The following is a 22,582-nucleotide window of genomic DNA, read 5'->3' as shown; positions in this document are numbered from 1 at the left end:
GATATAGCCGTACTCGCCTACCCGTATCGACCCGCCAGACGTACCGGGCATCAGCAGCACGCGGACATGGTGTTTTCGCAGCTCGGCATCTCGCGAAATGGCGATACAGAAGCGCTATACGATGCGTCAATTCGCTGCTTCGTGCCGCACGTCAAGCGTAAGGTCGTGAATAAGATCAAAGATAAGACCGAGGAAAGCTTCGAGAACGAGCCAGAACACGTCCGTGTATTGCCCGCGCGCTATGGTGCATTTCTCGTCCGGCGGGTATCGGGACCGGGCGGGCTCACGTTGATCGGAGGCGAGCAACGCGGTGACGCACACCGCGCATTCATTGAGCCGGTGCATAGCAACGGGACGCGTAGCTCGCCAGCTTTCACACCGCCCCTACTCTCGACCTTCTGGGCGTCCGATGCCTGACTACGCTGCAGGCGGGCGGATCACCGCCCTCCCCCGACATGCACGAGACGCGGAGTTGTTCGCCACGCGAATCTTGACACTACAGATCGAATTTTCGAGATTTGAACAGCCGTGCGGGCTGTTTTCCTTCGCATCACGCCGACTGCTTAGTACCCTCGATTTCTCTTTCTGCCTGGGCAATACTTTTTTTGCTTGGCCGTGCTTCCCCTGTACCTCTAATCGTAGCCAACCTATGTTCGAGTGCCAGTAACTGCGCGGTCCTTCTGCTCGCGTCTGTGTCAACCTGAAGGCGTTCGTATTCGATTTGCAGTTCGGCGAACTGGTTGGACAATCGGACGCATTCCTTTTGGTGAGGATCACATTTAAGTCGGCTGTGCAAACCAGTTAGCAGTGCGCCGACGATCGCTACCCAGCCAGCGATCTTTGGATCGACGCCGGCCTTTGTGACGATGGACAGCCCAGCGACCAGGGACATCACGCCACCAACGCCGACGAGCAGGAAATTCACCGGTGTCAGAGTCTCAAGCCAGATTTCATACGCTCTGCGTTCCCGCTTGCAGAGCACGATCCTTTCCGCGATTCGAGTGTCTTGCGAGTCCATGGCGTCGCTTTCCATGTAGTCACGTCTTACCGTTCGTCCACCGCATTGCGATTTCCCTGTGCTCCGCGGGGCTCCATTTTCCGTTATCAGTGATCCGTCGACGGCAATCTGGTCGCATTGGCGGTTCTCACTCGCCATTCGCTATCGCCGCATCGGAACTGCTGCATCCAGACCTGCTTCAGATCGTCCCCATCAACCACATCGGCTGCTACGATGAACCGTCTTTCGTAATTGCCCAAGCAGCTGACGGTGATCCCACGCGAGGAAATGGCGTCATCCTCGGAGCGAAGCGCAGTAATCTCGACGAGCGGCTCATCCTTCTCATTTCCCGCGTAGGCCTTCGAGGCCCCGCGCACTGTCAGATCATCAAACCATCGAATAGCCCAAGTGCGGTCAGCTGCCCTTCGTTCGAGGACCACGCCACGAGACCACCAAGCTGCCTCGTGCGACGGTTTCTGCCCCGACTCTACCGGTTGTTCAGCCAGCGCGAGAGCTGCACTCAAGACTGAGGCGAGCAAAACCGTGCCAACAAGCGATGCCTTCATTTCTTCTCGTTTTCCGTTGGGAGCGCGTTGATTACCCGTGAATCATCTTCCTAGGACCGTGATGTTGCGGCTGAATGGCGGCGAATACGTGCGCCTCCTTCTGTAGCGCCGTCAGGATATCAAGGGTCTGGGCAAACAGGACGAGGCCAGCAACACGCACGAACGTCTCACGCGAGCGCCCGATCGACGCAATCTGCTCTGAGCACACAAATACAGTTTCGCGGGCATCCCCCGCAATGACCGTGTCCTGAAGGATCCGCAACTGGTGGATGATCCGAGCGAGAAATATGAATCGTTCACTCTCTTGCGGAAGAGTCATTGATAAGCGTTCGAGGTCGTCAATAGATTGACGCAGCCGCGATAAAGTCGTTCGATCCATTCTCGCCTTCTCCTTGCACTCTTCCTCATTTCATGCCGACCCTGACAGAGAGACACAAGGGTTAGCCGCGCGTCCACGTCATTTCTTCGCTGTCGACTTTGTCGACGACGGAACTGCGATATGCCATGTGCCCGACAAGGGACTGTCCGCGATTACGCACTTGAAGAAGCGTCGTGACAAACGACAGACTCCGACGATCGTCACTGCTCATGTTGAGTGTCACAAATCCCTCCCAGGTTACACCGCTGGCTTCGAATCCCTGCACGTAGTCTCCCAAATACCCGCCCGGGGACCCAGGTTGTGAGTTCATCTTTGCAATCGTCATTGAGCCTTTCAGGCTATGTGCATTCTGTTTCAGGATCAAGACGTAGTGGTACGTAATGCCACCGCTGAACGTTTTCTGCGCAATCCACTTGCCTCGCAAGTCGACACCCTTATAAATCAAGCCCAAGTACGATGGCAAGACAATCTTTTGAAGCAGCTGGCCGGACAACATCAGTATGGCAGTGGTGAAAATACCAGCCACGACTCCCCAAAGAATTGCGCCGGCAATCGTCGATGGATCATAGTTCACGAGATAGGTGTGCGTGTCTGCCATAAAGGAAAGCATCTCCATGCGAGTACGTGTTTGAAAGCGATGCTGCAGCTATTTCTGGTGGCGCAATCCACATGCTCAGCGCTTCATGGGCACGCTAACACGTTAGGAAAGACCAGGTCGCGTAGTTCGAAATTGCCCCTTTCCTTGCCATTAGTCGTCACATTCACCTGGTGCCGCTGTCACGAATTCACGCCATCAGATAACGCCGCGTACGATCGCCGACAGCCTGACAGGGTTGCCCTCTACCAGATTCTTAACGGCAGTAAGACTCGAAACTCCAATCAACTCTTGAATGAGCTTCAACGAACGGCCATCGCGATGGAGTCGTACAGCAAACGTTCGGCGTGCAGCGCTGGCATTCCCATTCTCGATCCCGGCCTGTTGATGCAGGCGCCGGACGATCTCAGTCAGAGACTCGCAAGAATAGCTGACCGCACCAGTTCCAGTGACTCGTTTCGTGAACGCAAACGGCTCTCCCTCGCCCGTCAGGAACAGCGGGCTGTGCGGATCGAGGCCACGATACGCCGCGCGGCGCGTGGTAATTCCGTGATACGCAGACAGGCGATAGGCTAAGTAGCTATCGATAGCAGCGCACGTCTTGGCGTTTGCCCAAACAAGCGGCCTAGCCTTACCGTTGAAAGCAATCTCCGGCCGTAGCTTCGAATCAACGCGAATCTGCCCATCCTCGATCAGGTAATCCGATACCCGTAACTTGGCAACTTCATTGGGTGTGAGTCCTGTCCCGTAGAACACGGTCAGCAGCGCAACATCGCGGACCGGGTTTCGCCCAGTCACCGCAGCGACTTTGAGCGCGTGGCGAATCTCGTGTGGCGCGATGACTGGCGGCTTTGCCATCCTGTAATGCCCTCGATATTGAACGCATTACGAGGAAGTATGGTCCTGCCTGCTTGCAAACACAACCAGCGGCCGCAGCAAATCGAACTTCCTCGGAAAATCCAAGGACGTTGACCATCGACGCTCAAGACGCCCAGGCCAGCCGGAGGAAAACGGCCGTGCACACCACCTGCCCTGCCGGCTGAAGTAACGCGCCGGGGACCGGCGGTTACGGGGGTTGTGGCGACGGAACTGTTAGTTGCGCATTCAAACGGAAGCCGAGTCTTCGATTGCCGGCGCAACAACCCGCCAGCGCTGCCATGTGCAATGACAATCCGTGCGATTGGGATTCAGGGCTTCCAGCGGAGCCGGACGCTGGCACGGCGCCACGTCCAATCTCCGCGGGCGATGTGCCGTTGCGTCATGAAAGCGCCAGCCGCGCAAGTCAGCAATCGGGTCGGGCCGGGTCGGTCACGGATTCAACGGGTCGATGCAACGATTTGGTTAAATCGCTCAGCCGGCGTGTCGAAGTTTAGTGTTTTTCGGGGACGCCCGTCTTGCGCACCGTCGGCTGCGCGGCCGGCGAGGAGCAGGCTATCGAGTCTCTGCTGCGTGATTTTCGGGCCACGGGTTACATGAGAGGAGAGGTCAAATGACTTGCCCCCGCAACCATGAGGCTGGATTTCAGCCTATAGAACAACTGGTACTAAGGTGAATGACTTCGTCGAATCACAAAAAATTCTCTGGCTCTCGTTCCACTTAAGAATCTCTGCCGGCCAGTGGTCCCATTTTAAGGCGATGTACTCCTCCTCCTCGTATTCATACCCGCCTTTGTCGACGCCTGCTCGTTCCATCCTTCCATCGCGAAGAAGGATGACCAGTTGGCTGGTGCCTCCCCACAGCGGATGCGAGGCGCGAAATACTTTGAAGATTTCTCCCGAGCGCATTGACGCCCACAATGCCTGCGCTTCGACATGGTCCTGGTAGTCCGCATGCCTGGGGTGTTCGTAATTCTCGTATCGGCACCACTCAGGGTGCCACTGGTGCCGAATCCCATCAAACCGTTCCCGCACAATGTCGAGAAGGTTTCCGACCCGCGCTGCGAAGATATCGTCCTCACCACCCCAGCTCAGGAATTCCGGCACTCCGCCCGCGGCATTGAACACGCTGCGGCTCACTCCAGCGACGCCGTAGCCATTGTCAAGCCAGAACCCAGGGGCGCCATCTTCGTTAAGACAACGTATGACAGGAAACCACGCTTGCTGATTGTTATTAACCTCGATCGCACGGCGGAGCGTCGCTGGAGAGACGAGGAGATCGGCGTCGCATAGCAAAAGGAGATCGCTTCTGGCATACGCCACCGCCACATTTAACCCACGGCCTCGCGAGAAGCTCCCTTCCACCGAAACGACCCGCACGGGCATCCTGGCCGCGCAATCCGCAATCCATTCGCCGGGAGGCCAGTCATCTGAGGCAAAGTCCGAAACGACGAGTTCGATGGGCATGTCGGGACGATGACTGGCGGCGAGGCAGGACACGCAACGAGGGAAGAGCCTTAACTCGCGCTCCCCATTCTTGATTCTCGACCGATTCTTCAAGCTGATGCAAACAGAGATCGCCGGCTTCGCATACGTATTGGCACCTCTCGTTTCGTGGACGACCTGACACAACCCGCCATTGCGTTCGCTGACGGTTTCAGATTTGCGAGGATGCGCTGCGACAAGGCGATCGCGAGCGGCACGCAAGACCGGATCGCAAATGGCGGCCGGCGTGATTGGATAATTCCTGGGAGTGGTGTCGAGAGGCTGCTTTCCGCCGCCAATCGACATGTGCTGGTACTGTGACGTGCCTCGCAGGATGCCAAAGCGGTCTTTCGGAGCGAGGGGGTATTTAATGAACGTTTCCCCGAGTTCCCGATGGATGCGCTCAAAGAATTGAGCATCCTCGCCAAGATCTGCGGCCGGATAGCGGCCTACCTTTTCCCACAACGCCTTCCTGAACATGACCCACGCGTGGCCCAACCACCCATGAACGGGTTGGTTGTCCTGAAGATTCTCGCTTCCCCAGTACGCCCAGAACTCAGCGGGCCGATAAAACGGTGTTCCCAGTCGATCCATCTCCGACCACGAAAGTGAAAGCCGCCACGGCAGATAGACATCGTCATCGTCCCAGACGGCGATCACCGATCCGTTAGCCAAGTCAATACATTGATTGCGCTTTTCACCGAGCGACGCAAAACGGGCATTCTGGTTGAAGACGCGAACACTGGGAAATTTGCTCGTGAAATGCTGACCGGCACAATCGTTGATGATGATAAGTTCCTTGTGCGGGTAATCCTGTGCTAGGAACATCGCGACCGATTCATTCACGTAGTCCGGCCGACCGTAGGTCGGCATGATGCAACTGATGAACGGTAGCGCTCCCATTGAAGTCTCCGGTGAGACTACTGCTCAAGCGAGGCAAGACTGGTCCGCTCTTCTCTGCTCGCCCGCGCTTCCAGCGAGCGAAAGAGATCCTCCCAGCATCTCCAGCAGGCGTCCGGATCGCTCAACACCCGCTCGAGATGCGACCGCCCATTTTCCGCGATGCGGCGGTGCTCCGCGGGGTTCATTGCGAGCCAGCTCGCGAAGTAGCTCATTTCCTCAGAGTCGGACGTGAGAAAGCCCGTTTCTCCATGAATCACCAGGTCCGGAAAGGCGAAGTCGTTTTCCACGATGGGAACGACGCCGTGCGCATAGGCCTCCACCAGCACGCGGCAATACGATTCCCGCGAACCGCCGGTCTTGTGGACCATGGTGTCGACAGTGCGAAAAAAGTCGGTCGAGGAGATCTCGTTTCCCGCCCAGGTTCGCCAGTCAAGCGAGGGTGGTGCTGACCCAATTGCCCGCTGTGCATTTGGGCCGAACCCCAGAATGAAGACCTTCTTTTTCAAATGCGCCGGCGTGAGCACGCGATCGAAAATCCGCCACGTGTCCGGCGCGAATTTTGCCCCGTCGTCACGCGAAATGCGCCCGAGTCGGTAGCATCCGTTCCATTCCCGATAGCGCCACTCGACCCGCCCGGAAGCGAAGTACGGTCGGTATTTGACTTCGTGCACTGGAGCGATTCGCTCGAGCTCGGGGAGAAGTCTCTGTCTCTGGTACGCGCTCACGAAAGCGAATCCGTCAATGAGCCCTTTGGCGTGCGCTTTTCTCTCGGCTTCGAAGATCCACGTCATGCAGTTGAACCAGACGGTGAATTGCGGCCGTCCGGCCGCGGCAATGGCCGGCAACCGCTCCAGGAAAGAGCCATTGCAGTAGCTCACTACCAACCGGTCCTTGAAGATGTCGTCTCGATAGTCGTGAACGTGGCAACCGCGGCCGCGGACGCTCTTTAGCATGTCCTCGTCTGCTCCGTACATGGGAACGAGATGAACGTCGACGCCATAAGCGCGCCAGAGATCGATCTGATGGTCCAGTTCCGTATCGGCCCCGCCGTACCTGGACGGAAAGCCTGCAACCCAAAGCTGGCGCGCCATTATGGCCCTCCGAAATTGTCAATCACCACCCAAAGGACGTCCTGTCATTTTCGATGTTGAGGATCGCATCCAGGAACATGGTGTCGCGGATACAGTGGTGATTGAAAAACAAACCCGGACGTGTATCGGGTGTGCTGTTGGCCGGGTTACTATTGCTGGGATTGGGAACTAAAGGCGGCACTTCCACAGGCGGATTCGGAGGATAACTCGTCCAGCTCGAGTCCGGCAACTGAGTGTAGATGGCAGTAGATGTATTTGCGTGGGCGTTCTGCCAATAGGCCCTCAAAGGTTTCCCAAGAGGATTGACCGGCCCCGGTGGCGACGACGCGATATCGCTGTCGAAGTCCCAAACCTCAACGATAGCATTGTTATTGGTTTGATCTGCCGCCGCAGCTGCGTCTGCCAGAAATGGGTTCAGGTAAGCGGAGCCATCGCTGATAGTAGCGACGATCAGCTTCTTCGGCCGGGTGCAGATGTTATTGATCACATTGCTGTTTATATTTTGCAGGATGTCGTGAATGATGTTGAACAAGTCGCTTGTTGATACTGCGGTAGCGCCAGATGCATACGGCGGCGTCTGGAAGAACGGAAAAATAGCCAGCCGATTGGCGGGCGCACCGGCTTGAATTGCCCCCGCCATCTGGGCGCCGAGCCGGTCGATATAGCCGTATAGCTGTTTCCAGTCTGTTCCTGTTGCGCCGGTCTTTCCAAGATAATCGGCATTGCTATAGAGGGCGCCAGATTGAGTGAGCGTCGGATGAAAATAGAGGATCACGTAGACGTCGCCGGAGAGATCGAAGTTGTCCGGATCAGGAATCGCAACGCCGAACCAATTCGGCACGGCATTTAAGGGATTGCCGCTTCCATCCTGCAATTCATAAAGCAGCGCCTGATAGGTGGGTTGGGTCGTGTTAAAACGAAGATCTTCGTTAGGGGTAAAAGTGAGCGCAGTGTTAGACGGCGCTGGCAGGGTTGCGACAACCAGTTTGTGATCGATCAGCTGCGGGCCGGTTCCCAAGGTGTAGTTCAGCGCGGTCGGGTCGAGCGTATAAGGACTCGAGGAAGAAGTAAGCTGGATTGGCACGACGTTGTACGTGCTGGGCTGTCCAATCGTTTCGACGCACGGCGGCGGTGAACTACTGCTGGAACTCGAGGAACTGCTTGAGCTTGACGAACTGCTGCTTGAACTCGACGAACTGCTGCTCGAGCTCGACGAACTGCTTGAGCTGGGCGGACTACTGCTCGAACTCGACGAACTGCTCGAACTGGGCGGACTGCTGCTCGAACTCGACGAACTGCTGGAACTGGGCGGACTACTCGAGCTCGACGAGCTACTGCTCGATGAACTACTTGAACTGGAGCTTGAACCCGGCGGCAGACAGGGCGGGACCGGCTGCGGTCTCGGCCTTGGGGCCTCCATCGAATAGCATTCGTCCCTGACACAGTAACGGCAAAGCAAATAGGCATTTTCGATCTTGCGGACCGTATGCGGGAACCCGATCCTGACCTCGGCATGCTCCCACTTCCCATGCAGAGGTCCGATTGTCAGGCAATCGATGACGCCAAAATAGCTGCGTGGCCAATCATCGGTTTCCACGCAGGTGAACCGCCGCTCCTCCTCGTCGCGGCGCCGCAGAACCAGCTCGTGGTGCGTGCATGCCGGATCGGAACAGCACGGACACTGGCCCGGGCATTCGCAACCGCAATGGCGCGGCCGGTCGAACAGCAGCGCCATGCCCTTGATGAACAGGTAACCGTCGCCCGGTACAAACGGGAACATGCTGCGCCTGAACTGCAGATCTATATAGCGTTCGCGAGGCTCATCCTCGTCGCACGGATGCAGCTTTTCCCACCTTTCCCACGCGTAGGCAAAATCGCGCCGCAGATCGAACAGACACCAGCCGGACCCGGGCAGGTCGCAAATACTGGCTTCTTGCGCCGCGCGGCGGAGCGCCTCGCCGCCTTCGCGCGACGTATAGTGCACGCGCATGACCACATCGGTCAGCAGATCCATGTCGAACGGATTGTTCTCCTGCGGCAACTCGACGCGCCACCGGCTCACTGCCCCGCGAAATTCGAACGGCAAATAGCGATCGTCGCGGAAGCACAGCTCGAAAAGGCCGGCATCGTTGCGCCCACTCGAAGTCGCGATCGCTTCCTGCGCTCCGTTCTCGCTGACCCAGCGGGTGTCATGCGGGCACACCGGATATCCGTTTCGCGACCGGCAACAGTCACAGCAGCGCGTGGCAGGGTCGATCAAGAGCGGGTCGATGCGGGTCCCACTGCGCAACAGCGTCAGCCGGCAGTGCACCTCATCGTATGGACTCCTTACGCAAGGAATGGTCAGGCTAACGCTCCGGATACGTCGCATCCACTGCCCCGGATAATCCGCGTCGAACATGGCTTCGCGGATTTCGATCTCGCAACATCCGGTCAATTTCAGCTGCAAAAACTCAATGGGAAAACACGTCCGCAACGAGATATGTTTTGTCAGCTCATATTCACGGCAGTGATGGTCCAGATAGGCCTTTTCCATGCTCGCCAACTGGACCTGCAGCCGATCGCCGGCGAGCATGCCCTCATGCAGGTTGTCCCATTCGTCGCAGTCGACGAATCTGGCGCTCGTGTGTCCGAGTTCGAAGTTGAACGAGCGTTCCGCCTCGTGCGCCTCGTTCACGGCGAGCTCGTAGACTTGACGGTAACGGTCCGCCGTCTGCTTCTGCAGGAACAGGTAAAACGCGTGATTGGTGAACTTGTCGCGCAGATAGTCGAGAACCTCGGTCGCCTGCTCGATCGACCGCTGCTGGATATTGAGCTCGCGAAGCGCCTGATCGCGCCGGCGTTCCGCTCCCAGGATCTGAAGCTCGACCTGCTCGATCTGGATATTCAGCACCTTGACCTGTTGTTTCCATTCTTGCATACGGCGATCCCAACCCGCCTGGGTCAGGTCGAGCCATGCCTTCGCGAGCGAAATGGCGGCATTCGTGTTCTGGATTCGCGCTTGTGTCTGGTCGACATCAGCGGTCTTGATGCCGCTAGTCATTTTATTCAATGTGAGAACAACCTCGCCCTCGAAGACGTCCGGAATATCCTGATCCGTAGCAGCTGAGTTTTCCGACTGGATCGCCGAGTTTCGAGATTGATTGGAGTCGTTGATGTCCGAGACGAAGGAATTTTCATGGCTGTTGTTGCCTGCGGCTATGAGTCCGTTGTAGTAGTCAAGATTCGAAAGCAGACTGAGCTTCAACTTGCCTAGTGCCTGCACCTGCCAGTCGGCGTCACGCCATACATCCTCTCGCACCCGCATATGTAGATGGACGAGTTCCCGCTCCTGTCGCGCTCGAACGGAGGCCAGGAACGCGGCATCGCCCTTTTCGAACGCGGCGAGCAATTGGCCTCCGAGTTCTCGCGTGAAGATGGCCAGCTCCCTGGCTTTCTGGACCTTCGTGACGAAGCGATAGGGGGTACAGGGCCGACAAGACCCATCGGTGTCGCAACAGCCGCTTTCGTCGTCCCGCCAGCCTTCGTGCACGCGGTCGTCGTCCCAGTACTGCGCATCGATGTGACGCCGCATTTCGCGCAAGCGGCGGCGGCTCAACGTTTCGTGGATCAGCGCCAAACGGTCATCGAGCTGGTCATAGAGCGTCATGAGCCGCGGATTGATGGGTGCCCACAGCGGCGCGAACGTCGCAACCGTCAACACGGGATGATAAGGATTCCGCACCACGCGCGGATGCCGCCCCATGATCTTGCGCATCATGTCGAAGACGACCCGCGCCTGCTCGAATGCCTCTGGCGAGTTGCGTCGCATCAATGCATCGCCCCATTCCCGCAGCGTATCGAGATAGTGCAGCAGCAACGAGCGGTCCCTGGCCTCTCGGCAGGTGATGTCGGTGGTGTCGCAGCAGCAATCGTTTTCTGTGGCGATCTGGCTATCGCCGTCGGGCTGCTGATCTTGCGTTGCGCACAGTGCCCAACGGTTGTCGCGCTGCAGCGGCGTTTCTTCGAGTTCGTACCACTTCAACGCAGCCTCGAACCGGCAATGCGCGCGCAGCGCATGCGCCACGGCAACGGCGGGCGAATACAGTCGCGGCGGAAACAGCGGGGCGCCCGGCTCGTAGTAGGAGAACCAGGGGTAAGCCGGCAGTCCGCCGGGTGGAGGCGGCGGTGGGGGCGACGGCAAGGTGAGCGTGTCGATCGTCACCGCAGCGTCTGGCGCCATGTCGTAACGGAAGCCAGACGTTCCCGGATTCGTGACTTCCAGATAGATCGAGTCGCCAACCCGGCCGAGGAACACCAGATCGGGCTGCGAACCACCAGACTTATAGACGATGCCCCAATCCGATCGCCGGGGCTGCTGAAGTTCGCCATTGTGCACGCGGCACCAGGCAAGCCGCACCATCGGTTCCGAGGGCCATGACAGCAGCTTGGGCAGATTCGCCGGGTCGCGCCAGGGCGTCGAAGCATGCGCATTCTGGTCGTAGTATTCGTTCTGTTCGCCGTCGAAGTTCCCCGTGTAGACCGGCTGGCTTGCAGGATCGAAGTGCTCGGAATCGATCAGCCAGAAATAGTATTCATCCAGATGGGCCGGATGCTCGCAGCCGCATTCGCGGCAACATGTGCCGCAGCATGCCTTGTCCTGCCCGTTCTGCGTGGCCTCGTCTTCGCATTGGTGCCAGGGCTTGAACCCGGTCGAGGCGGGCGGGTAGGTTGCCGCTGCGATACGGACGAAACGAGCGCCGAGGCGAATGGCGCACTCGATCCAGTAGGGCAGTTTGGGCAACGGCGCGACCTGCGACGGAGGGGGCGGCGGAACCGTGGTGATCCATGAAGGTCTTGCGTCGCGTTCCGGCGTCGCCAGCAGATCCAGGCCTTCGCGCGGCTTTGCCAGCAGGTGCATCTCGGCGGGATCGCGATGTTGCAGCAGGCACAGCGCGGGATGCGCGGGCGGGAGGTGGTCGGGCCAGTAGTCGACGCCGCCCGGAACGGCGAGGGTCAGCGTCGCACGCTTGAGCTGTTCATCGAGGAACTTGAACGACTCGATCTTCGACGCCTTTTCCAGCTCGTGCCAGTCGATCCAGTTTTCCTTATAGAGCTCGCGGCGCTTGCAGGATTGCCATACGCGGAAGCTGATGAACCGGCAGTTCCACAGATGGATGAAGGCGCCGCCAATTGGCCAGCCCGGCTCCAACCCCATGCGCGCCCGGCGGATAAAGGTCTGCACCGCGCTGATCGCCTCCTCGATCCGGCTCGCCGTCTCGCGCAGGCCCGCGCGCACGTCTAGCAGCAGGATCCCGCTGAGTTCCTCCGGCGAAGTCGTCAGGCCGTTGGGCCCGCACAGATAGCCGATCAAGGCCTCCCGCGCGCGTTCGCGCAGCCCGTCATTCAATCGCCTGACGTCCTCGTAACGCCGCGGCTCCTTGTTTTCGAAGCAGCCGTCGCAGAGGAATCGCAGCAGATTGGCATTGCCGCTCTCTCCGGCGACCGCTACCGACGGATCGTCCTCGGCCCACAGCCAGGGCTTGGCTGCGCGTATGTCCTTGACCGTGAAATGGCATTCCAGCCGGCGCAGCCACAGGTCGGCGTGCCATGAGCGCTCCGTCCATTGGGCGTCTTCGAGGTCCGCACTCGTCACCGCGTAAATGGGCGCCGCAGGGCTCTGGTAGAAAGTCAGATCGAGCGGCCAGTGCAATGCGTTGGCGCCCATATGGCGTAACAGGATGGTCGGATCGGCTGGCGCCTGATCGCGCGCCTCTTCGAACAACAGCCAGACATGGCGGTCGCAGTGCGCGCGAACCTCTTTGCGCATGCGCGTGTAATCGAAAATTCTCTCCCACCAGTCGAACAGCGCCGATACTCTTTGCGCGGTCGGATAGGCGCGATCGTCTCCAGGCACGGGCGAGATATACGGGTCTCCCACGGGCAGGAAATTGAAGTCGAAATACGCCTGGTGCGTCGTCCATATCCCGGCTCGCAAATAGGTCGACCGGCCGGCGAACTGCTGCGGTTGCGACAGCATGTATCCCAGTTCGGAGCCTTCGTCCTTGCGCGGCCTGGCCGACAATGCAAAGCGATGAACGAACAGCAGCGTCTTGTACGCACGCTGATAAGTCCGGCGCATATCGCGCAGCGAACTGCCATAGCGGGCGTGCAGGAACTCCGCCGCGACCCCGCTCACGCCGGCGACGCTCAATTCATGATCGACATGTGTGCGGAACAGATGCGAGCGTGGCAAGGCGATCCGATGCCCGTCCGTGTCCGGCCCGCAATAGTTGACCTCGAACCCGGAGTGCTGCTTGTGCGCTGGGTCATGCAGGAAATCGGGCGCGTGCTGGACGAGTTCGATTTCGATCTCGTAGGCGCCGCGCCGCAAGTACAGCCGGGCAGCGTCGATGTTCTCCTCGCCTTCCCAATGGTGACGCAGCAGGCGCCACTTCTTCTGGCCACGGCGCAGGACAATCAGCCATGAGCGATGCCGTGCTTCGCGCTCGCCCGACTCCTCGTGCTCCTTGTGCTCCCCCCCTGGAGCTCCGGCGCCAAAGGCATAGTCCCCCGCCTCGTCGACCCACAAAACGCCATGAAACCTCGCCTCGAAGCCTTGTGCGCCGCCGAGCCATGTGTCGGTGACGTCGGCCATCGCCAGACCGTTTCGCACGCTGACATGCGCCTGCTGCTGCGCGGTGAGGGTCAGCCCCAAAGCGGGTATCACCGTCGGCACGGGGCAGTTCTCCCGGTTGCGTACATGCCCGAACACGTTCATCGAATCGCCGATCTCGCGCCAGGCCAGGGCGCCGCCAGACTTGAACGCGCAGTCAAGCCCGGTCCCGACCAGCCCCAGCAAGGCGGCGAACGCGCCGCCATTCGCCGGTGGGTGCCAGGTCACCTGCGGCACGCTGCCGGCGTCGCTCTCCCAGGTTCCTGTGGTCGATGCGTTTTCGTCGGCGAAAAGATGGCGCAGCACGACGAGCGCCGCCTCGCGGCCTTCCGGGTGCCGCTGGGACGTCGCCGCCTCCACATGCTCCGTCAAATGCGCCGCAATGATCCGGCAGCGCAGGCGCGCCTTGCTGAACTGCAGCCGAAACCAGTTCCAGCGCGCTTCAACGCTTCGCTCTTCGATCAGTCGCTGCTGCGCCTCGGTGAAGTCGTCGAACAGCATCGCGAAATGCGCAAGCAGTCTCCGCGGGCGGAAATAAACGTCCTGCACCGCTTGCCGTTCGATGGGGGACAGTTGCGAGATGCGCGAGAGCTGTTCGAGCACTTCATGATCGGAGATGGGCAGATCGGCCCAGAGTTCCGACGTGCCCGGGTCGTAATGGAAAGGACCGGCTGGCGGCGCGTTCCACATCGACGCCGACGTCGGCGCGAGAGGCTGGGCAAAGCGCCGCGCCGCCGGGCTGACAGGCTGGCCCGCTTGTTCCAGCACGTGCGCGAAGCAATGCGCGCCCAGGCGCGTGATGGCGGCGCTTTCAAACCCGAACTCATGCTCCAGCGCCGATGCGATTTCCGGCCAGTTCCAGCGATCGATCTCCTTGTCGCGCGGATGCGCCTTCAGCAGCTTCTGGCGCAACGCCCATAGCGTCTGATGGTGCGCATCCTCCGGCAGTTCCAGCGGTTCGTCGTCCGCCTCGTTGATGTCCTGGAGTGGAAACGGGTCATCGCCATCCAGATGCGTATCTGCCGTGAACAGGTATAACACCTCGCCCACGGAAAAATCGGAGGCGTAGATCTTTGACAGGACTTCCGCAAAACGCAGCGTGTGCGTAGGCTCCGCGTGCCAGGTGTAGATCGCCACCGCAGGATCAAAGCCCGCCAGACGCGACAGCGCGTCGAAATTTTCCTCCAGCAGCCTGACGAATTCCGGCCCCCGGCGACGGCATTCGTGGTGGCATTCGGCATGCTTCTCGATGCCTTCAAGCAAGTGCCGCAACGCCCATCGCCAATGTTTCGCCGCAGGCCCCTTCCACAGCGAAAGCAGGAAGGTGCGATCCGCGCCAGTGGCCCCCGTCGCCGGCATGTCCATGCCGGTCAATGGCAACCGGAACTGGTCGCGCAGCATCTGGAACGCGGCAAGCTGGCGAATGAAGTCGGGGCTGGAGAAGTTGAGCACCGTGCAAATATCGGCAAGCTCGGTGAACGAATAGCCAGCCCCGCAAAGGTGCCGCAGCTTGCGCCACAAGCGCACGAATACGCCGACCTTGTCGAGGCTGACTTCCGGGTCGTCCCCTGAAAAACGCAAACATAGATCGTCGAGGCAGCATGGCTCGCATTCGGGAAAGCATGGCGAGACGCGCGTCCGGCCATTGTCACGACCGCAATCGTTGACGAACGGGACGAAACCGCAACGCGAAAGCTCCAGGAACTCGCAATAGGTCAGGCAGGTGCATTCGAGGAAGCTGGACAAGCGAATCACACCTTGCTGCGACATGGCCTTGCGCAGGCACGCGCCGGGATTGCCGGCGTGAATCGGCGGCGGCTCCTGATCGCGCGCTCCGCAGGGTGACGGCATGACGCCCTTGAACAGCGTCGCAAACTCCTCCGGCGAGAGTCCGAGGTACTCGAGGGCAATGTCGAGCCGCACGGGATAGCGCCAGAGATGGGTCTGGAAGTCCGCAGGCTCATGGACCGGATCAAGCGCGAACTCGGTGATGCAGCGGCGAAAGGTTCGCATCGCCTCGAACCGGCACGTCCGGAAATGCTCCAGGTAGGTCCGGTTGATATCCAGCGGTTGATCGTAGGGCAGGCAACAGGCCGAGAAGTCGGCCTTGAGCGTGTTCCAGACAGCTGGCTCCACGTCGGTGTTCGCCGACGGTGAGGAGTGCTCCGGCAGCGCGGCGAAGATCGCGGCCGGTTTGTGGCATTCGGGCTCGTGACGTTCGTCGTGGCAATCGCAGGGATCCGGCAGGCAGGCGCAATCGTGGCGTAGCTCGTCGTCATCACAATGGTCGTCGCAAAGCGCGTAGGGCCCGAGGTCGTGCTCCGACGTGTTGTAGACCACGCCCGGCGGCACAGGCGGGGACTTCGACGCCACCATCTCAAGACACTCGTTGACGATATCGATCAGCGGCAGCGGTGTTTCGAGGTTGGCGCGCGTGACGTCCAGCGTTTCGACGGGGCCGCGTCGAGCGTCGATGATCGCCTGCAGCGTCGTGCTTCCCGGCGCCGGCGGTGCGAGCGGCTGATCGCAGGTTGAAAGCTGCGAAACATTCAGCATCTCATGCAGATAGGCGACCGGCCCGAGCGGCGAGAACCACGGCGGCGCGATGCAATCAGTCAGACATCCGGGATTGACCGGTCCGAACGGCCCGCCGGGGGGCGTCGGGCCAGGCTGTGGAGTGCCCGCAAGGACGTAAATCGCCGCGGCCTGGTCATAGGCGATCGTTCCTGTGAGCGCCTGCTGAAACTCGTCCTGCGTGAGGTCCAGAACCATCTCTCGGCTGGTGAAACCGCGCGCGAACAGCGCTTCCATCAAGGAGAATTTGAAGCCTGCCGGCTGGTTCTGGATTTGCGACAGGATGTACAGCTCATTGAGCGTCCCGATTGCCTGCACCACCCAGTCTCGAGCCGCTGCGTCGCCTGTAATCGCGGCCGCGGCGGACTCCAGCGTCGCAGGATCGATCACCATGCCGAAGGAGAAGCCGGAGTAGCCCGCGATAGCGCCGGAGATCAGGTCGGAGGAAGGCGCGGCGTATTGGGATGGAACGTTGTTCGGCAGCGCAGGCGCGACGAAGGGCGTGCCCGCGAGTGGGAGGAACTGTTCGATCCGCTGGAGGAACAGCGCGATCTGTTCGGAGACCGTTCCTGTTTGCGTGGGCAGATACGTTGGGTGCGCGTTGAAATACGTCTGCCACTGCGCCGGGGTCGTCGCCATCAGATCGCCGATGCTCTTCAGTTTGAGGTCCGCTGCAATCTTTGAGGCGAGCGGGGTCCCATCGACAATGATGCCGCCTGTCAAGGCCCAAAGAACGACGTCCAGGAACGCAGCGGCCTGATTCTCGGCCAACGGTTGCCAGAACCCGGCGACGTCGTCGCCGGCCTTGTATGAGGTCGCGTCCGCCGGATAACCGAACCAGCCCGGAATTGCCGGGGACCCGGCAAAGCCCGCTTCGAAGATTTGCCACCCTGTTGCGTAGATCGGGGTGCTGGAAGCGGACGCAATGGGCCACGGCAGCCCGGGCAAGGTGACGGGGAGATTGAGCGCTTCGATAATTCGTACGGCCTGCGCCGGGTTGAGTGGGGGTGTGGTTGGTTGCTCAATGACGCCGTTGTTCAGCGAAGCGGTCAGGCGATTCAGATTGGCCTGCTGGTCTGCGCCGAACACGAGCTGCTGGCGATTCAGTTTCGCTTGCTGGCTGTCCTGACCGGGCGTCACCGCCACGTCGTAGTTGAGCGCGTAGAAATACGCCGCCGGCACGTCCAGCCCCAATGTGCCGGCAATGATCACCGGGGCCTCCGAACTCGCCGGCGTCGCCTGCGGCGTCGACGGCGGATTGGGGTTCGTGGGGAAGGCGATCTGCGCCTGCGTGGCTGACTGGGTTTGAGCCTCCATCCAGTACGCGGCCGAAAGGGCGAAGACGTAGTTGGTCAGTGCAAGAACCTGCGTATCCCGGGCGGCATAGTAAGCATGGAGCTGGCCTTCGAATTGTTGCCGTTCCTGCTCGTAAAAGTTGGAGACGGTCCCGTCGTTCGTCGGCGTCGTGTACATGTTCGCCAGGGTATCGGGCGGCGAAGGAAGCGGCGCCGGGCTACTGGCAATGATCTCGTTCGCGATGTTGCGGCATTGGTCGACCGTGAGCCCCGCGATCACGGTGGCGCTGCCGGAACCTGCGCCCGGGTCGCTGTCGAGCACCTTTTTTACCGCCGCGTCGAGATCGCTAAAACTCGACGGCGTCGCGCCGCCTTGAAATGCGAGGAGAGTCGAGGCTGGCGGCAGCGTGATGAAGGCGCTGACGTCGGCGTCGGCGATCGCCGCGATATCAGCCGCTGATGACACCGTGCCCGTGTAAAGCTTGACGTTGTAATAGGCCTCCGGCGCGAAGACCGGGGCGGTCGTGCCGCTGAACTGGAACTTCACCAGCAGGTCTGGGGACTGGTATTCAGGCGAGCCGGACGTGTACGGGAAAACCGCTGTTGCCACCGAATCCCCTGGCGTCTGCACGATGGGCAGCGGCTTGCTGGACGTGGTCGCGGAGCCGAGCGACGGGCCAACGCTCGCTTGCGGATTGGTCGCCCGGGCGTAGGAGATGTCGTAGACCGTGACCGTCAGCCCGGTGAGATAGTTGGCGAAGGTGGCCGGATCGACCGCGGCCGGTGGAGTGAGCCTGAGAACGATGGAGTTTGACATTGTTCTGCACCTCTTCACCCGAAGTCAGCACGCTTCGTACGTTGAACGTCGGGAGGCTAACGGCCTGGTGGTTTACGTGTTCCCGCATGGGTTGCGCTGCGTCGTCGCCCGGGCGTCTCCCCGGTTGCAGAGGCGGGTGGCGGCTCGGTGGGTGCGGCGGTGAGGTAAGCGATCTGCGTGTAGGGCACGAATGTCGTCGCCGGCTCGCCTTTGCCGTCGGCGAGCGCAATCTGCGACAGGCGATCACTTCTTAGCCACAGTCCAGCGAGTTCAAAGCCAACGAGCTGGCAGCGAAACGGCACATCGCTCCCGAATAGCGCAGGAATCGAGACGAGGACATCCTTATTCACATGGTGACGAAGTAAACTAACCATGGCACCGCCCTCTGATTTCGCTCATCCAACCACAAGCTTCAGTGGACCTGTACTCGAATGATAAAAGCGCCCTCGTTGACCAACTTCAAAGGAGAAGACCGACATCAACAAAATCGCTCCAACGGGCACGCTTGCTGCTGCAATCAATTCCGTTTGTCTAGCATTCCTAACGTTTAAGCGACAACGGATAACAAACCTTCGTTAAAGAAAGCAAATCGCCCTCCTCTCCGCGCATGCCAACATGCGCTTTACAGGAAGATCGGTAAGGGAAGTGAACTTACGAAAGAGTAGCTGTCATAGGATCGACATTATTCCCTACATTTTTGCGCTCACAACATCAGTCAACCCGCTCGTCACATACCCCTTCAATCTAGGAAAATAGGTGCTTTTGTCAAGCCAACATAGATGCAGGCAATCTGGCAATGGCACGCCCCGTCGATGCGACTTGCAGCAGTCACTTCGTATGCACGAAGTTTGTGCCTCCCAGGAGTATCTGCCCTAACTTGGGAGTATCGCCTTTCGAATGCAAAGGGGGCCTTGCCCCCTCCTTTCTTGCGTAGTAGCCGGATACTACAGGTCTTTCGCTTTCAGGGCTGATTGGACCATCAGCACAAATTTATCGGCGGCGCGTCTGCCCATCCACCAGACGACAATGCCGTAAACGAACTTTTGAAACCAATTCATGGGTAGCACCTGCCCGAGGCTCTTCATAGTCTTTCTAGCGCGCTTCTTCACATCTTCGTGAATGGAATTCGGGTTGAATGAGCCTTTCGGCGGCCAGACAGGTTCCTTGATGCGGACAGTTGCGCTCCCGCACAGCGGAATAATGGGATATTCCCCGGTGGGCGCGAGGGGGCCATCGTAGGTGCCCGTTGCGGGGCGCGCGCCCACCCGGGTTGCGAGGCTTGGCGTGTTATCGAAGACCTCGTTCGTCGAGGCAAGCGTAAAGGTGCCTTCGAGAAAAGCCTGGCAGTTGAACCGGCCCAGCATGAAATCGTGATGCCGAAATTTCGGGGTCAAGAACCCCATGAACGCCCCAAGGCCTTCTCCGCATTGGCGTTTGCGCCTTCCTCAAACTGTGTGGGCTGTTGAGGATTGGTTCTTTTCGGAGCAACCAGAAACCTGTTGTACACATCCTGATGAAGAAAATCACAGATGTCAGCGGTCGCAAACCGGCTGGTTTGCTTGAACATATCAACGGCTCGGGGCAGCGTGCTGGTCAGGTTCACCGACATTGCATCTGGCGAGTTGTGCGGAATTTCACATAGCGGATCCACGAGAACAATCGCGCGATTGGCCTTATGCTTGCTCCAAGGCTTTGTGGTCTCTGAGTCCACAGACTGCGCAGTACGGTCTGCGCGACGATTTCGTTACCGCGTTCGTTGGCTACCTCGCCGGCCACAACCGCCCCGTTCACGAAGTGCTTTTTGCAACTCCCCATTCGCTGGCGCACGAATACGAGGCGGGTTTTGTTGGGATGACGGTGGACGAGGTCATTCTTGCCCAGCTCGAGGCAGTTCAGGCGCAGCTTCATCATGATCTGCCACGCGCGCTGAGCCAGGATCACCGCGAATTTCTTCTCTCCCTCGTGAGCCTCGATCCGGACTGGGCGCTGATGCCCTACGACCATTTGCAAGGCATGCCCGCGATACGCTGGAAGATCGAGAATCTGCGCAAGCTCAAGACTCGCGACAAACAGCGCTTTGCTACTCAGGAAGCGCTGCTGCGCGAAGCATTTTCGGCACTCGATCGGGAGGATAAACGCGGATAGGAGATCGCGTGCGCCCCCATTTCGTCCGGTAAGGCGCAGACCGGCCCAATTGCTGGCGGTCACGTGAGTCGTGCGGCGCTCGCTCGAACGGCCGGATCACTCGGAAAGCCGCCTACCATTGAATGCGCGCATATCGGCCTTAGCCGACATTGGCGCGCGCCGGGTTCTCCGTCAGCAACGTGGCAGATTGCCGACAGTGGCTGCCACCACAAGCCCAATCCAGTGTTCCCGGCCGGGACCATATTGGCGTTTCGGCGGGAAACGTTCCGATGCGTTCCGATGAATGGTTCCTATCGACGCGTAGTCACTGGAGAATTGTGGCACTCGAAGCAGGTGTAGCCGTCTTCGAGATAGAGCAGATTTGCTCCGATGCAACCGCACACCGTCTGAGAGTCGACGGGCGACAGGCAGATATCCCTGGTCACAAGCTGCGGACATGGAAGAGCGTCCTTGAGCGTCAATATGATGTATCGGAATCAGCGCATCTGGTAGTCGACACAGCGGACGTCTCGGTTGAGCAGGCTGTCGAAACTATCACTCATTACGTGTCGACGTCAGCTCGATAGACCTGGATGCTTTAGCCGTTCGAAAACATTCGTTTTTTCGGAAATTCGTGGATGAGGCGACGATACGTCGCCGCCTGGGTGGCGATCAAGGCGATGCAGCACGCCAACTCATCGAAGCCGTCCGATTACCTGCAAAACTGCGCTTGGCCAAATTCCAGGGATTTGCCCGATAGAACATTCCCCAGCGCATTTGTTCCATTGACGCTACATATCGGCCCTCATAGAGTCGCAACCGTGATGACTTGCACGGTGTTTTTCATGTCTTTGGTCCGTTCTCATTTAATCGCTCGCGTTCAACGCGAGTGATTCGCGCGCGCGGTGTGCGCGCCATTCGCTGCCCGATTTCCGCTGATATGTATTAGTCACCGCCGATGCGTGTTCCGGCACGCGTCGCGGCTGCGCGCACGCGCGCAACGCAAACGGCGGCGACGGCGTTATTCACGCATTTTCCCATCCAGGCGTAAAAGAACATGAATCGAATCTCACGCAACAGGCCAGTCGTGGCAGGTGCCACCGTGCTCTTGGCCACCTGTGCCGCTCCCGCAATGGCCCAGTCGAGCGTGACGCTCTATGGCGTCATTGAATCTGCCATCGTCGTACAAAATCACGCCGACCCATCGGGCCGCAGTGTCGTTTCGATGAACCAGGCCGGCGAAGGCTTTCTCTCCGCGAGCCGCTTTGGTTTGCAGGGTTTCGAAGACCTCGGTGGTGGCGTGAAGACGCACTTCGTGCTCGAAAACGGTTTCAATTCGAACAAGGGAACCTTCGACCAGCAGGGACAGCTATTCGGCCGCCAGGCATTCGTGGGTTTGCAGGGCGCGTGGGGTGAGATCGATATGGGCCGCCAGTACACCGGCGCGGTGGTGGCCATCTCCAATGTCGATCCGATTTTTATCGGCGCGCCGCCCACCAACTCGTGGCTCGTGTTCCTCACCGGTCAGCGCTACGACAACGCGCTCACCTGGACGAAGAAGTTCGGCCCGCTAGGTGTGAATCTCCAGTATGCGTTTGGTGGCGTCGCGGGGCACAACTCCGCGCGCTCGTCGGCTTCAGGCGGCCTCTCGTACGCGCGCGGCGACAACGTCTTCACCGGGCAGCTTCAGCAAACGCGTGATTCGCAAAGCCGCTCGGCAAAAACCTGGTCGCTCGGCGCGAAGGTCTCGCTCGGTGCGCTGAAACTGCACGCGGACTATCTCCAGAGCCAGCGCGATGCCGGTTTCGATGTGACCAACGGCGGCACCGACTACGCCTCGATCACGAACATGAGCACGGCCGCCACGCCCACAACCGTGGCCGCTATGGGCTCGGTCTTCTCGGAGGCGCGGCGCGACCAGTTCTTCACACTCGGCGCGAGCTACACGCCCGCGCCCGCGTGGCAACTGATCGGCGCGTACATGTACAACAACACGACCGCGAGCAACTTCAGCGGCAAGCGGCAGACGCTTTACGGTGTGGTCGACTACTTCCTTTCCAAGCGCACCGATGTCTATTTCGCCACCGCTTATGACCGCGTGGACGGCGGCTGGTCGGGTCTGTTCGGCACCACGACGACGAACTGGACGGGTGGCTCCGGCGTGAAGCTCAACGGCCACGACAACCAGATGAGTTACTACGTCGGCCTGCGCCACCGCTTCTAGGC

At 59.7% G+C, this 22,582-nt stretch carries 13 protein-coding genes; 3 read left to right on the top strand and 10 right to left on the bottom strand.

Annotation, left to right across the window (positions count from 1 at the left end):
• Nucleotides 1-66 precede the first annotated feature (66 nt).
• Entirely contained in the window at nucleotides 67-417 is a 351-nt protein-coding gene (locus A3CW_RS52795; RefSeq protein WP_154678177.1) for a hypothetical protein, read from the top strand.
• Nucleotides 418-550: 133 nt separating this feature from the next.
• Here the strand turns inward: A3CW_RS52795 and A3CW_RS0139155 are convergent, their stop codons facing one another.
• The 10 genes from A3CW_RS0139155 to A3CW_RS52790 all read right to left on the bottom strand — a co-directional run bounded on the left by A3CW_RS0139155 (nucleotide 551) and on the right by A3CW_RS52790 (nucleotide 19,841).
• Complete coding sequence (locus A3CW_RS0139155) at nucleotides 551-1,018, bottom strand: hypothetical protein (protein WP_028208399.1); 468 nt, start codon at nucleotides 1,016-1,018, stop codon at nucleotides 551-553.
• An 86-nt stretch (nucleotides 1,019-1,104) separates the two neighbouring features.
• Nucleotides 1,105-1,563 carry a hypothetical protein gene (locus tag A3CW_RS0139150; protein ID WP_028208398.1) on the bottom strand — a complete coding sequence of 153 codons (459 nt, stop codon included), beginning with the start codon at nucleotides 1,561-1,563 and terminating at the stop codon, nucleotides 1,105-1,107.
• A 31-nt stretch (nucleotides 1,564-1,594) separates the two neighbouring features.
• Nucleotides 1,595-1,942 carry a hypothetical protein gene (locus A3CW_RS0139145; protein ID WP_028208397.1) on the bottom strand — a complete coding sequence of 116 codons (348 nt, stop codon included), beginning with the start codon at nucleotides 1,940-1,942 and terminating at the stop codon, nucleotides 1,595-1,597.
• A 61-nt stretch (nucleotides 1,943-2,003) separates the two neighbouring features.
• The gene (locus tag A3CW_RS0139140; RefSeq protein WP_154678176.1) at nucleotides 2,004-2,558 is read right to left on the bottom strand and encodes a hypothetical protein; all 555 of its coding nucleotides are present in this window, start codon (nucleotides 2,556-2,558) and stop codon (nucleotides 2,004-2,006) included.
• Between the two features lie 177 nt (nucleotides 2,559-2,735).
• Complete coding sequence (locus A3CW_RS0139135; protein ID WP_028208395.1) at nucleotides 2,736-3,395, bottom strand: tyrosine-type recombinase/integrase; 660 nt, start codon at nucleotides 3,393-3,395, stop codon at nucleotides 2,736-2,738.
• Between the two features lie 668 nt (nucleotides 3,396-4,063).
• Nucleotides 4,064-5,800, bottom strand: coding sequence for a glycosyltransferase family 2 protein (locus A3CW_RS0139130; RefSeq protein WP_028208394.1), 1,737 nt, complete (start codon nucleotides 5,798-5,800; stop codon nucleotides 4,064-4,066).
• A 17-nt stretch (nucleotides 5,801-5,817) separates the two neighbouring features.
• Complete coding sequence (locus A3CW_RS0139125) at nucleotides 5,818-6,891, bottom strand: glycosyltransferase (protein WP_028208393.1); 1,074 nt, start codon at nucleotides 6,889-6,891, stop codon at nucleotides 5,818-5,820.
• Between the two features lie 22 nt (nucleotides 6,892-6,913).
• On the bottom strand, nucleotides 6,914-18,232 hold the full coding sequence (locus tag A3CW_RS49090; RefSeq protein ID WP_051482022.1) for a Tc toxin subunit A-related protein: 11,319 nt from the start codon (nucleotides 18,230-18,232) through the stop codon (nucleotides 6,914-6,916).
• A 944-nt stretch (nucleotides 18,233-19,176) separates the two neighbouring features.
• The gene (locus tag A3CW_RS0139115; protein ID WP_028208392.1) at nucleotides 19,177-19,635 is read right to left on the bottom strand and encodes a hypothetical protein; all 459 of its coding nucleotides are present in this window, start codon (nucleotides 19,633-19,635) and stop codon (nucleotides 19,177-19,179) included.
• Nucleotides 19,623-19,841 carry a hypothetical protein gene (locus A3CW_RS52790; RefSeq protein WP_154678175.1) on the bottom strand — a complete coding sequence of 73 codons (219 nt, stop codon included), beginning with the start codon at nucleotides 19,839-19,841 and terminating at the stop codon, nucleotides 19,623-19,625. Before A3CW_RS52790 ends, A3CW_RS0139115 begins: the two co-directional genes overlap by 13 nt.
• Between A3CW_RS52790 and A3CW_RS49085 the strand changes: the two genes are divergently transcribed.
• Both A3CW_RS49085 and A3CW_RS0139100 read left to right on the top strand, forming a co-directional pair.
• The gene (locus A3CW_RS49085) at nucleotides 19,841-20,377 is read left to right on the top strand and encodes a hypothetical protein (protein ID WP_154678174.1); all 537 of its coding nucleotides are present in this window, start codon (nucleotides 19,841-19,843) and stop codon (nucleotides 20,375-20,377) included. The genes A3CW_RS52790 and A3CW_RS49085 overlap by 1 nt on opposite strands.
• 1,036 nt (nucleotides 20,378-21,413) lie before the next feature.
• Nucleotides 21,414-22,580: a porin gene (locus A3CW_RS0139100; RefSeq protein ID WP_028208391.1), complete on the top strand. Its 1,167-nt coding sequence runs from the start codon at nucleotides 21,414-21,416 to the stop codon at nucleotides 22,578-22,580.
• Nucleotides 22,581-22,582: the final 2 nt, after the last annotated feature.

Source organism: Paraburkholderia nodosa DSM 21604 (assembly GCF_000519185.1).
GTDB lineage: Bacteria > Pseudomonadota > Gammaproteobacteria > Burkholderiales > Burkholderiaceae > Paraburkholderia > Paraburkholderia nodosa.
This window is presented reverse-complemented; position numbering and strand designations above follow the sequence as displayed.

Coding starts and splice junctions, on each gene's coding strand:
- A3CW_RS52790 (WP_154678175.1), bottom strand. CDS start 19,841: ATGTCGGTGAACCTGACCAGCACGCTGCCCCGAGCCGTTGATATGTTC.
- A3CW_RS0139150 (WP_028208398.1), bottom strand. CDS start 1,563: ATGAAGGCATCGCTTGTTGGCACGGTTTTGCTCGCCTCAGTCTTGAGT.
- A3CW_RS49090 (WP_051482022.1), bottom strand. CDS start 18,232: ATGTCAAACTCCATCGTTCTCAGGCTCACTCCACCGGCCGCGGTCGAT.
- A3CW_RS52795 (WP_154678177.1), top strand. CDS start 67: ATGGTGTTTTCGCAGCTCGGCATCTCGCGAAATGGCGATACAGAAGCG.
- A3CW_RS0139115 (WP_028208392.1), bottom strand. CDS start 19,635: ATGGGGTTCTTGACCCCGAAATTTCGGCATCACGATTTCATGCTGGGC.
- A3CW_RS0139125 (WP_028208393.1), bottom strand. CDS start 6,891: ATGGCGCGCCAGCTTTGGGTTGCAGGCTTTCCGTCCAGGTACGGCGGG.
- A3CW_RS0139140 (WP_154678176.1), bottom strand. CDS start 2,558: ATGGAGATGCTTTCCTTTATGGCAGACACGCACACCTATCTCGTGAAC.
- A3CW_RS0139130 (WP_028208394.1), bottom strand. CDS start 5,800: ATGGGAGCGCTACCGTTCATCAGTTGCATCATGCCGACCTACGGTCGG.
- A3CW_RS0139145 (WP_028208397.1), bottom strand. CDS start 1,942: ATGGATCGAACGACTTTATCGCGGCTGCGTCAATCTATTGACGACCTC.
- A3CW_RS0139100 (WP_028208391.1), top strand. CDS start 21,414: ATGAATCGAATCTCACGCAACAGGCCAGTCGTGGCAGGTGCCACCGTG.
- A3CW_RS0139135 (WP_028208395.1), bottom strand. CDS start 3,395: ATGGCAAAGCCGCCAGTCATCGCGCCACACGAGATTCGCCACGCGCTC.
- A3CW_RS0139155 (WP_028208399.1), bottom strand. CDS start 1,018: ATGGACTCGCAAGACACTCGAATCGCGGAAAGGATCGTGCTCTGCAAG.